6 protein-coding genes are annotated in these 12,534 nt (G+C 54.3%); 2 read left to right on the top strand and 4 right to left on the bottom strand.

The window, feature by feature from the left end:
• Positions 1-25 precede the first annotated feature (25 nt).
• Genes ACSAMM_RS08410 through ACSAMM_RS08420 form a run of 3 tightly spaced genes read right to left on the bottom strand, consistent with a single transcriptional unit; the run spans position 26 to position 7,891 of the window.
• Positions 26-4,096 carry a hypothetical protein gene (locus ACSAMM_RS08410; RefSeq protein ID WP_457791029.1) on the bottom strand — a complete coding sequence of 1,357 codons (4,071 nt, stop codon included), beginning with the start codon at positions 4,094-4,096 and terminating at the stop codon, positions 26-28.
• A 21-nt stretch (positions 4,097-4,117) separates the two neighbouring features.
• Positions 4,118-6,367: a hypothetical protein gene (locus ACSAMM_RS08415; protein ID WP_457791030.1), complete on the bottom strand. Its 2,250-nt coding sequence runs from the start codon at positions 6,365-6,367 to the stop codon at positions 4,118-4,120.
• Between the two features lie 21 nt (positions 6,368-6,388).
• Positions 6,389-7,891 (bottom strand): hypothetical protein, encoded by a 1,503-nt coding sequence (locus ACSAMM_RS08420; protein WP_457791031.1) that lies wholly within the window; start codon positions 7,889-7,891, stop codon positions 6,389-6,391.
• A gap of 136 nt (positions 7,892-8,027) precedes the next feature.
• Between ACSAMM_RS08420 and ACSAMM_RS08425 the strand changes: the two genes are divergently transcribed.
• On the top strand, positions 8,028-8,951 hold the full coding sequence (locus ACSAMM_RS08425) for a helix-turn-helix domain-containing protein (RefSeq protein WP_457791032.1): 924 nt from the start codon (positions 8,028-8,030) through the stop codon (positions 8,949-8,951).
• A 10-nt stretch (positions 8,952-8,961) separates the two neighbouring features.
• Here the strand turns inward: ACSAMM_RS08425 and ACSAMM_RS08430 are convergent, their stop codons facing one another.
• Positions 8,962-11,277 (bottom strand): family 78 glycoside hydrolase catalytic domain, encoded by a 2,316-nt coding sequence (locus ACSAMM_RS08430; protein ID WP_457791033.1) that lies wholly within the window; start codon positions 11,275-11,277, stop codon positions 8,962-8,964.
• Positions 11,278-12,151: 874 nt separating this feature from the next.
• Here ACSAMM_RS08430 and ACSAMM_RS08435 point away from each other — a divergent pair.
• On the top strand, positions 12,152-12,316 hold the full coding sequence (locus tag ACSAMM_RS08435) for a hypothetical protein (RefSeq protein ID WP_457791034.1): 165 nt from the start codon (positions 12,152-12,154) through the stop codon (positions 12,314-12,316).
• Positions 12,317-12,534: the final 218 nt, after the last annotated feature.

The raw sequence follows: 12,534 nt of genomic DNA on the forward strand, positions 1-12,534 counted from the left end.
CTCGAAACAGGAACCGGTTTACAGGTTATTCTTTCATGCCTAGGGCTTTCTGCGTTTTAATCAGCAGCACCGCTGCCAGGGAGAGAACCGCCCCCAACAGTGCGATGACCGCAAGCAGAGAACTCTCGCCGGTGGAAGGAATGTCTTCCTCGCCGCCGTTGCTTTCGCCCTCTTCCGGTGCACGGGTGATAACCGTGCCCTCGTCCTCTTCAGACGGCGTGGTTGGTTCGGGCAGCTTGGTCTTGATCGGGCCGTAATAGAGATCCGACAAAGTGATGTCCACGCCGTCCGAATAGAACCCATAGTACCGATTGATCGCCGTAAAATCGTGCGCGTCATCGATATAATAGGACGCATAGGCGACCCCATCCAGAGACAGGGTGATGGTCCGATTGTCCGCGATAAGCACAAATTTTACCGTCTTTCCCTCTTCGGGAAGCGTCCACTGCGCTTCGCCAGGATTGGCCTTCGGCACCCAGCCGATACCGGCAGCCAGATAGCCGTTGGTGTAGTTGTCATTATACGGCTTCCCTTCCGAATTCCGGGGGGCCATTTGGGCGGCCTGCCAGAAGTCGTCGTCAAACTCGCTGCTGCCGAAGATAATGGCGAACCGGCTAGCCATACCGTCCACCTTGTCAATGGTCATCGTGCCGGAAATCTCGTACGAGGTGGGCATATACTCTTCGTACTCATACAGGATGGCGTTATATTTGCTGCCGTTGCCTCTGTGCACCAGCGTGCCGTTTTTGCCTTCCTTCCAGGCACCCACCACGGGATCCATGTTTTCGCCCAGATTATCCAACCGGATGGTGGAGCCGTCAAAGAGGTTGCTCTCGTCGCCGTCCTCGGTGGCATAGAAGTTCTCGTCCGGGCGGATGTCGCCATAATAGAGATCCGAAATGGTCACGTCCACGCCATCGATATAGAAGCCCCACGCCACGCGGGCGTCCTCAACCCCCTCAGGAGTCTGATACGCATAGGTTTCGCCGTCCAGGACAAGTTCCACATTCCGGCCGTTCACACGCAGGATGAAGGTGGTTTCCTTTCCAATTTCCGAGAGAGCCCAATCCTTGTTAACGGAAGAGGTGTTCCAGCCAATCCCCACGTTGAAGCGATTAATGTAATTCGTAGCGGGATCAGAATAGTCTGACACCGAGTCAAACGACACGTTTGACAGCATCGCCATCTGATACTGCGACACGTCGTCGACGGATTCGGTACCGAATACCAGCGAGAACTGGCGGTTGCCGTCCTGCACCGCATTCACTGTGAATTTGCCCGCGATCTCATAGGAATTGGGCAGCTTCTCGTCGCCGAACTGATATACGATCGCATCATAGTTCCCCGTTCCCTTGTGAGTCAGGGTGCCGTTGGTGTTTTCCAGCCATCGACCGGGAATAACCGCACTCGGGCCGTTGCCGTTGGCGAGCTGCACCGTCGCCCCATCGATTAGATGGCTCGCGTCGCCGTCTTTGGTGGGATAAGCATCCGGTTCTTCACCGGCTGCACTGTACGCCAGATCCGAGATGGTGACATCCACGCCATCGATATAGAAACCCCACGCCACACGAGCGTCTTCATAGCCTGCCGGAATCTGATAGGTATAGCTCGCAGTTCCCAGAGTGAGCTCCACTTCACGGCCGTTCACCTTGATGGCAAAAGAGGTCTCCTGACCAATGCCCGGCAGGCTCCAGTCCCTGGGATCCGAAGTGACATTCCAATTGATACCGACGCCGAATCGGTTGATATAAGCGCCCTTGGGGGTTCCCGGATACGCATCGTCATACGGCACGTTAGACAGCATCGCCATCTGGTACTGCATCACGTCTTCAATGGATTCCGTGCCGAATACCAGAGAAAGCTCATAGTTCCCGTCCTGCACCGCATTTACCGTGAATTTGCCCGCGATCTCATAGGCAGACGGCAGATTTTCTTCACCGAACTGATACAGAAGCGCATCATAGTTATGCGTACCCTTATGCGTCAGCGTACCGTCAGAATTCTCCTGCCACCTTCCGGCGACTGCTGTGCCAGGCCCGTTGCCGCTCGCCAGCTTTACCGTCGCCCCATCGATTAGATGGCTCGCGTCGCCGTCTTTGGTGGGATAGGTTTCCGGTTCTTCACCGGCTGCACTGTACGCCAGATCCGAGATGGTGACATCCACGCCATCGATATAGAAGCCCCACGCCACACGAGCGTCTTCGACCCCTTCCGGAGTCGTATAGGTATAGCTTGCAGTTCCCAGCGTGAGCTCCACTTCACGGCCGTTCACCTTGATGGCAAAAGAGGTCTCCTGACCAATGCCCGGCAGGCTCCAGTCCCTGGGATCCGAAGTGACATTCCAATTGATACCGACGCCGAATCGGTTGATATAAGCGCCCTTGGGGGTTCCCGGATACGCATCGTCATACGGCACGTTAGACAGCATCGCCATCTGGTACTGCATCACGTCTTCAATGGATTCCGTGCCGAATACCAGAGAAAGCTCATAGTTCCCGTCCTGCACCGCATTTACCGTGAATTTGCCCGCGATCTCATAGGCAGACGGCAGATTTTCTTCACCGAACTGATACAGAAGCGCATCATAGTTATGCGTACCCTTATGCGTCAGCGTACCGTCAGAATTCTCCTGCCACCTTCCGGCGACTGCTGTGCCAGGCCCGTTGCCGCTCGCCAGCTTTACCGTCGCCCCATCGATTAGATGGCTCGCGTCGCCGTCTTTGGTGGGATAGGTTTCCGGTTCTTCACCGGCTGCACTGTACGCCAGATCCGAGATGGTGACATCCACGCCATCGATATAGAAGCCCCACGCCACACGAGCGTCTTCGACCCCTTCCGGAGTCGTATAGGTATAGCTTGCAGTTCCCAGCGTGAGCTCCACTTCACGGCCGTTCACCTTGATGGCAAAAGAGGTCTCCTGACCAATGCCCGGCAGGCTCCAGTCCCTGGGATCCGAAGTGACATTCCAATTGATACCGACGCCGAATCGGTTGATATAAGCGCCCTTGGGGGTTCCCGGATACGCATCGTCATACGGCACGTTAGACAGCATCGCCATCTGGTACTGCATCACGTCTTCAACGGATTCCGTGCCGAATACCAGAGAAAGCTCATAGTTCCCGTCCTGTACCGCATTTACCGTGAATTTGCCCGCGATCTCATAGGCAGACGGCAGATTTTCTTCACCGAACTGATACAGAAGCGCATCATAGTTATGCGTACCCTTATGCGTCAGCGTACCGTCAGAATTCTCCTGCCACCTTCCGGCGACCGCTGTGCCAGGCCCGTTGCCGTTCGCCAACTTTACCGTTGCATCTTTGATTAGATGACTCGCGTCGCCGTCTTTGGTGGGATAGGTTTCCGGTTCTTCACCGGCTGCACTGTACGCCAGATCCGAGATGGTGACATCCACGCCATCGATATAGAATCCCCACGCCACACGAGTGTCTTCATAGCCTGCCGGAATCTGATAGGTATAGCTCGCAGTTCCCAGAGTGAGCTCCACTTCACGGCCGTTCACCTTGATGGCAAAAGAGGTCTCCTGACCAATGCCCGGCAGGCTCCAGTCCCTGGGATCCGAAGTGACATTCCAATTGATTCCGACGCCGAATCGGTTGATATAAGCGCCCTTGGGGGTTCCCGGATACGCATCGTCATACGGCACGTTAGACAGCATCGCCATCTGGTACTGCATCACGTCTTCAACGGATTCCGTGCCGAATACCAGAGAGAGCTCATAGTTCCCGTCCTGCACCGCATTCACCATGAATTTGCCCGCGATCTCATAGGCAGACGGCAGATTTTCTTCACCGAACTGATACAGAAGCGCATCATAGTTATGCGTGCCCTTATGCGTCAGCGTACCGTCAGAATTCTCCTGCCACCTTCCAGCGACCGCTGTGCCAGGCCCGTTGCCGTTCGCCAACTTTACCGTTGCATCTTTGATTAGATGACTCGCGTCGCCGTCTTTGGTCTCATAGGCTTCGACGGTATCCGTATTGGAAGCGGTAGCGCCGAGGCTCATGACGACCTGCGCACTCAAGAGCACAGCCACAGAAGACAAAACAGCCAGAATAGACTTGCTTCTTCTTTTCACTTTGTTCACTCCTCTTTCAAATTATATTTCTATGACCTGAATACGACCGCAGCCGCCTTCATTCGAACAGAGCGACTCCGCCGGCCCGACAATCGGCTCAAGCGTCTCCCGATCGCCATAGAGCAGAAGAATGGTTTGTCCCCGGTAGGCATCCGGGATGATATAGCGGTCTCCCCGGCTCCACCGGTTTTCATCCACCGCGTAAATGTCGCATTCCCGTGGGAAGCTAACCACCTTTTGCCCGGGTTCGGACACATGCAGCATCACCATCTGAGCGTCAGCGTTGAGCACATCGCCCGGTTCGATGAAGGCATGCACCCCGGCCAGTCCGGCCGTATAGGCCAGCAAAGTCGGCGAAAACTTCATGCCTCCGAAGAAGACGGAGGTCCAGCCGTCCCGGGTATAGGAGGCGAAACCGGTTTTACCGTCCGCCGGGCCACCCTGATAGGAACCCAGCACCGTCACCCCAGGCTCCGGGACCATGGAATAGACAGGGTTGAGTTCAGTGAGGGCCAGATCGGCCAGCGCCTGCGTAATGCCGTGAACCCGATCCTCCCGGTAGGCGGAATCGGCCAGCTGAGGATCCAGCTCCTCCTTCAACTTCCATTTCGGCGTATAGCCGTGGGAACCTGTCCATTTTTCCGGCGTCATGCCGGTCAGCGTGCGGAAATTCTCCGGGGAGGTCCAGCCGCTGCCATACACATACAGCGTGACCTTGCCGGGACGGTGCAGATGCGCCGCAGCCTGCCGCGTCTGTTCGGTATCCAGCCGCCAGGGATTCACGAGAATGTACAGCTTGGCATCGTCGATGTGCCCGGCCAACAGATCCTGCAGCGTGTACAGGCCGAACCGATAACCCGACCGATACAGCACCGTGCGCGCGAAGCGGACAAGCTGCAGACCGGTGGCGTTGGCGTCGCCCGCCAGCGACATAGCCCTTTCATCCAGTACATAACAAATCTCCGGCGTATCCGCCATTTTCACGGCGTTATACCGCTCCATGAGGCCGGTCATCTCCCGGTTGTGTTCCCAGAAAGAGGGGTAATTGAACCAGCCCTGGTTGAAGGACAGCCACCAGACGCCCGTGTTGTACACCATGCACTTGCCCATTTCCCGCCGCAGGATCTGATCCAGCAACTCTGTGGTGGGGGGATAGGGCAGGCCGGGATCGGTCATATGGTGGGGCGAACGATAGTCTCCTTCGTCCATCCACAGCTTGCCGGCCGCCGTCACGGCATCCACCAGGCCCATGTACGCGCCGATGCCGCCTTCGCAGCGATCCTGATAGGACACCGGCGCGCTGAGCACATCAATATCCGGGGACTCCAGCAGACAGAACATGGCAAAATGGTTGGAGCTGGCGGTATAGCAGTCGGCATGATATCCATAATAGGTCATGGCCAGCTTTTCACCATTGCAGGCTTCCTTCACCACCTTGGCGAAACCGGCCAAGCGGCTGGCCCGCAGTTCGTTGGTATAATCTAGATAATCCACGATGTGTTGGCTGCCAGGCGAGTCCAGCAGGGTTTGCCCCTGCTGGACGTTGTCCAGCTGCGCCTGTTCGTTGACCACGCCGGGCAGCCGATCATAGGCAGGAAGCGGGGCGCTGTCCAGGGTAACCCCCGGCTCCCCCCATGCCTGCCGCAGCGCGGCATCGCTGCCATAGCGTTCCCTCAGGAAACGGCAGAACGCCCGCCGGTTGGGTTCCGAGGTGTCCATATAACCGTCCCAGTAGCCCGGGCCGAACCATTCGCCCGAATCGCCGCCCAGCAGTTCGTAGCCGATGATCCGCGCATTGAGCAGCGGATCGCTCTTCACATGCTCCACAATCATCCGCAGACGAATCTTTACGTGCTCGTACCAGGGAGCCGAAGTCAGCGAGGCGATGTTCTCCTTCTGCCCACCGTTGACCACCAGCCGTTCGCCTTCGTCGATATCGATGGCCTCCGGCGCGAAGTTGCAGTCCATGCGCAGAATGATATAGGCGCCCGGATTCTCCGACATGGAAGAATTAAACAGGATATCGTCCTTAAGACGTTTCACAAAAGCATCCCGGTCCGCATAGTCAAAGGTGCCCCAAGGGATCACAAGCAAATTGACACCGGCCTGCGCCGCCCTCTTCATCTCCTGCGCGTCCTGCTCCGCCGTGTATTCGGCGGCGGAGGGCAGGTAGCACACAGGAGCCGTCAGCTTCCCGTTGATAAACAAACGGGGAATGCCGTGATATGTCTGTACGCAGGCCACTGCCGGTGTCAGGGTATTCCCATCCATGTGATGTGTCCTTTCTGCGGATTAGTTCTTTTTGGTCTGAGCCGCGATCTTTTTCTGAAGAGCGTCCATCTCCGCCCTAATTTCAACCTCGCCTTTGAGAATCTTATCGATGGAGTTCTTTACCAGAGTCATGTAGGTGGCGGGGGTGGTGTATGTGCCCTGACGAAGCCGGCTGCCGATATCCGATGCCCTTGCGGAGCTCAGCACGTCTTCATACATCATTTTGGTGAAGCCGTCCAGCTGGCCCTTGTTGGCTTCCCAGGCGCTCTTGTTGCAGGAATAGGTGTCATAATTCTGATAGTTCTTGGTCACATAGTTTTTCTGATAATCGGTGCTCATGAACTTCATAAACTCCACCGATTCATCCACTTTCTTAGACCCCTTAACCACGCTGTAGCCGGCGGCCAGACCGATGGACAGGCCGTTGTGGTTAGCATCCTTGCCGGGGAAGGGAGCGATACCCCATTCCTTGGAATCCATCTTGCCCTTTGCCATAGCGTTGAGCTGTGCGCTGAAGCTCATATTCATGGCCAGCGCGTGACCGTACATATTATTCTCATTGACGAGCTTGGAGAGGGAGTTATTGACCTTATCAAAGCCATACTTCTTAACATATCCCATCATCCACTCCAGTGCCGCGATCACCTCGGCGCTGTTGGCGGTAGGATAGCCATCCGCGTTGGTCCAGTCGCCTCCGAAGGGCTTGGTCAGAAGATTCGGGTATTCCAGCATGAGCCAGAACCAGGGATAGAAGCCCACCTGATCGTAGCCGTCGCCGGCTTTGTTGGGCTTATACAGCTTCGCCGCCATTTCATCCAGCTGCTTGATGGTGGTGGGAGGCGAATTGGGATCCAGGCCTGCGTTCTTAAAGTCCACCTTGCTGTACAGCAACAGGCCGTTGACGCTCATAAAGGTGGGCGTGGAGTAATATTTGCCGTCCAGCTTCAGACTGTCCCGTACCGACGGGAAGAACTGGTTCCAGAAGTCGGCATTCAATTTCGAGGTAATGTCCACGGCGTATTCCGGGTTGACATAGTTGAAGGAGGTCACGTCCGGACCATTTCCCGCAGCCATGGCCGGGATGAACTTGTCGTCAAATGCAGTCAGGGTACCGCCGGAAGGCTGCTGAATGAAAATCTCCACGGTGATACCGCTCTTTTTCTCAAACTCGATCAGCGCGTTGTTCAGATGCTTCGTCGCGCCGGAGCCAGGATTCTCTGTCCACCAGACAATAGATTTGCCGCCGGTGCTGGTTTTTTTTGTCGTCTTGGTGCTGTCGCCTTTTGGGGTGGTCGTGTTCTTCCCGCCAGATGCGTTGGTACCTTCCGTTTCGCCGGTTTCCTCCGTCTGAGAGGTATCGGTTAAGCCGGTTTCCGAACCGGATTCGCCGGACAGCGAATCGGTGGACATGGCGCTGCCCGAAGCAGGATTGGAAGAGGTTTCCGGTTTATCCGCTCCGCCGCATGCCGCCGCACTCAATAGCATCAAACAGGCCGCACTCAAAGCCAATAGTCGTTTGAACATGGGTCAACACTCTCCTTTTACTTTACTAAATGTATTGGTAAGACGGTGAATTCCGCCGTATACCCTGACCGGATCATGCCACTTGGCAAGAGCCGCAACTTGTGATATAAATATTATCTAAATAGGGAGGATGCTTATGTACGATTCTGATCTGTTTGAAATGTATACGGACGCGGAGCATGGTCTGCAGACAAACCGCATTCCTCTGCGTATTTACCGGCGAAAGCACAGCATTCAGTCGCCTGTTCCGCTTCACTCCCACAATTTTTGGGAAATCGCTTTGGTCTTATCCGGCACGGGCCGCCATGTGGTTTACCTTCCCGAGCGCGAGGAAATTGTCTATCCCATTTCTGACGGAGACGTCTGTATGATTGCTCCGGGGGAAAAGCACTCGTTCAAATTCGAGCCGGGAGAAGAGCTGGAAATCATCAACCTACTGTTCAATCCTCTGGTGGTACAGCGGGGAGATAACACAAATTGGGACGATATGTCCGCCTCTGACTTTATTCATATCTACCCCTATATTCCGGCCATGAAAAGGCAGCAGTTTCAAATCGCCCTTACGCCGGATGAGAAGCAGTTCACTTGTGAGATGATCGAGAGACTGGAAGACGAACTAAAAACCAAGGCTATCGGATACAATACCATGGCGCAGCTGTATTTCTCCCTGATACTGACCAAATTTATGCGGGTGTACTATTCGCAGACGAACGGCCTGCTGGATAACTTCTCAAACTGCATCCAGATGGTGGTGCAATATATCAGCCGAAACTACAACCATGAAATCACGCTGGAGAGGCTCGCGGAATACACCCATTTCAGCGTGCGCCATCTGACCAGAAAATTCAAGACCGTGATGGAAATGTCCATTGCGGAATACATCCTGCAGCAGCGTATCAGCAATGCCAAGATTCTGCTCCAGTCCACCGAAAGGAAAATCGAGGATGTTGCTCTGGAAAGCGGCTTTAACAGCGTCTCCTATTTTTGCCTCCAATTTAAGAAAGCCACCGGCATGACACCTCAGCAATATCGAAAGACCAACCTTTCCGAGTTTCCCTGACCGTTTCCGCTTAAACCGCTACCGTGTCCGGCGAACGCACCGCATGCAGCTCGCACTGCAGGTTCAATTCTCCCTGGACAATCTCCCGATGTTCGGTGCCATCGGGCAGAACGCAAACCACCGGTACGGGGCGCTGTGTCTGAAGCCGGATGGAAAAATTTCCGTCTGTTTCGGTCCAGCTCACGGCGATGGTTCCGTGGCGGGTGTGTACGCTCCCCTCACAGGACCGGAGCCACAGCATTTTCGGCTCGATCCGAACCACGTCGAAGCCCGGCGCTTCTGGCTTTATCCCCAACCCGCAGGCCACGAACTCATACAGCGGTGTGGAGCTCCAGGCGTGGCAGTCGCTGCGCCAGTTGACAGGATCCTCCGGCCATGTGGTCACCTTCATATCCATGATGGCCTTCCAGGAATCCCACAACTCCTCAGTCCGGGTATACAGCCCCACCTCGTCCAGCGCCCGATACAGAAAATAGTGCGTGCACAGCGAACAACGAACCAGTGTATCATCCTGCAGCGCCTTGCGCATAATGGCTTTCCTACGTTCTGGCAGCGCGATGCCTGACAGAACGGCCCAAACCTGCCCGTGCTGGCTGAAGGCATCCCGGCCGGTCACGTCGCGGTATAACCCCCGTCTGGCGTCGTATCCGTGCTTCTCCACAGCGGCGGATATCCGGCCGGCTAGTTCGGTCAGTTGACCAGCATAATCGGGACGCTCCAATATCTTGGCCAAATAGGCAGCCTGGTGCAATGCGGCAACCAGCACCATACTGTAAATCAGATTTTGCTCCTGTGGCCCGCGCACCGGCACACCGTTGTCCCATTCTTTCGTCCAGTCCACGAACTGCCAGAATCCCGTGTCGCCCAGCAGATCGTTCTCCAGAAGGTGCGAACGGAAAAATATCACGATTTTTTCCACGCCGGGGAAGAAATCCTTGATGTAGGCTGCATTTTTGAAATATTGATAGTGATCGTACAGCATGAATATCCAGTATAGAGTGAACACCGGAATAATCTGTACAATACGAGTGGGCGCGTTGCAGGGGATGAGCCCGTTGGGCAGCTGGTATTCGTAGAAATCCCGTATGGCCTTTTCCGCCAGACGGCTGTCTGTGGATATGGAGTAGGTATAAAGCGCTTCCAGCAGCGTGTCCATCAGGTACTGCATCTGTTCAAAATGAGGACAGTCCATGTACGTTTCATACATACAGCACTGCAGCGTCCTCAGGCTGATATCCCACATATGGTTATAAACCATATCAGCGCAATGAAACTTTGTGGTCACCTGCAGCGGATATCCGGTCTGCCGCAGGCCTGTTACCTTCACCTCGATGGGCTCCTCGGCACAGGCCACTTCCAACCGCACAAAACGAAAAGCCCGGTAATGAAACGACGTATAGGTCTGTACGTCCGATCCCGCAATGTATACGTCACTGTCCCCTAGCAGGTAAGCGTCTTCTGCGCAGTCGTCGCGGCATTCTTTTATGTAGCAGGCGCCGCCCCTATCCCGGCCATAGCTTTCCGAATAGAGCAGCTTGACTCGAGACCCCTGGCCGCCAACGATCTCCAATTCCACAAAGCCGGTTTTATACACGCCGGCATCCAACTCAACAAAAACTGTTTGATGCGGTTCCACACGCAGACCGCCGTCCAATATCCTTTCTCCGCCCGCAGCGTTTGTGCGGGTCACGCCGGCAAACTGTTCCTCCCGCTCATACGGGATGGGGATAGGCCGCGGTTCCGTCTGCCACACATTGGCCAATCCGCCGCGGGTGTAGGGAACATGGGCAATTCTCTCCACCGCATGATCCCAGCCGCTGTCGTCATAAGCAAGATCCCGCCAGCCAAAGGGATACAAGCGGCCATCCACCTGTTCGAAGTAACCCAGGTATTCGGCCACCTCCGCCTGCTTGAACTGATAGGCATCCAGCCGGAGACAGCGGTAACTGTCGTTGGTGCAGAACCGACAGTCCCCATCGACCAGCACGCCTCCTCGTGCCGAAGTGGGAATGGACGTGGGGCCAGCAGTAAATTCATTTGCCTCATGAGCATCACCCGCATAATGCACTGCGTCGATGGTCAGCACATTGCGGCCCGCCTGCAAATACGGTGCAATATCCACCGTATCGTAAAATTTCACCATTGTATTGCTGCGTGCGGGACCCCGAGAAACAATATGCCCATTGATGCAGAGAATGTACCGGCTGTCCGCCGTCACCTGGAGGCGCAACTCCTCCGGCACCTCCTCTAGCCGGAGCGTTTTACGGAACAAAACATATTCCGGCCGGCTGCAAAATTCCTTTTGAATCCATATCCACTTTGCCATGGCGCTCATTTTGTACTCCCCCAAACGTTTAGGCAAATTGGCAGTGTTCTTGTGCTGATCGCATACACCTGTACAAACACCCCAAATATATTTCAATAAAATTACACATATAGGATAACATATCCCCAAGAGCGTTAATATAATCATCTGGCCAAACAATGTTAAAATGCGGACAAAACAACAAATTTGTCAAATTACTTCCTATAAATACCAAGTTTAAGGATAAAAATGCCCATTTCCGGCGAATCCTCCAGCAAAGAAGAGCAGATGCATACCAAAACCTGTTCACACAAATCGATAAACAGCTTTCCGTGATGTACAGGTAGAATACGTTGCGCAAATTAAAAAAGGCATAAAAAGAGACATGGTTTGCAGCCTTGGGTAGAATGAAGCCACGGCACACCATTCTGAAAGAAGGCAGCAACCTATGTCTGAGAAAATTGCACAGCTGTTATGAAATGATTCTTGTTAAGGAATAAGTTTCTTGTCAAAAGCAAATAACTGTATCTCTTGATTACCTCAAATTATAGATTGGGAACTGAATCAAGGACGAAGCCGCGTTACGCGGTGCGGTCTTTCTGCGCGAACCTCGGCTTCCAGTTCTCGCACACGGCGGACGTCACGGTTCTGGCGGTCAACGGCCCCGGCTTTTTACCTGTAGCGGTCTTAAGCCAGCTGCGTAGCGTGTCGAAGGTCCTTGGCTACCTCGGCGCTAGGACGACCTTGGCCGGTCACCATGCGCACTACCCCAGCTTTGAAAGCTTCGTGTCTTTTTCTTGTTTCTCCCATTTTCTGGGCCCTCTTTCCTTTCCGTTTTACGACTGCTTTTTCTGTCCGTCAATTCGCATAGGGGGCATGGAAGAATGCTGAATCCATGCGGGAACAATTCACGAAAGAACTGAAACAGCTGACGGAGATGCAAAAAATGTGGGCGTTGAAGAAACCAAGCCTCAACGCCCACATTTTGTCGTTACAGGAAAAGATTCCGATGTTGGAGTGGGAGATTAATGAAATCGTGACGGTTACGGAAAGGCCCTAAATAGTTGTATATACCGTGACACCTTGAATGTTGGGGATATGCTTTTGAAAATGAGCCCTTAAACTGTAAATAGGTAACGAGAAAAGCCGTCCCTTGCTCGCAGACATCTCATTATAAAAAATCCTGCGGCGCACGACATGCCCACCGCAGGTGTGGCTAAAGTAACAAGTTTTAATACAATTTATCGTTCTTTAAAAATTGAATTATACGGGGGTCAT

Source organism: Anaeromassilibacillus sp. SJQ-5 (assembly GCF_054108045.1).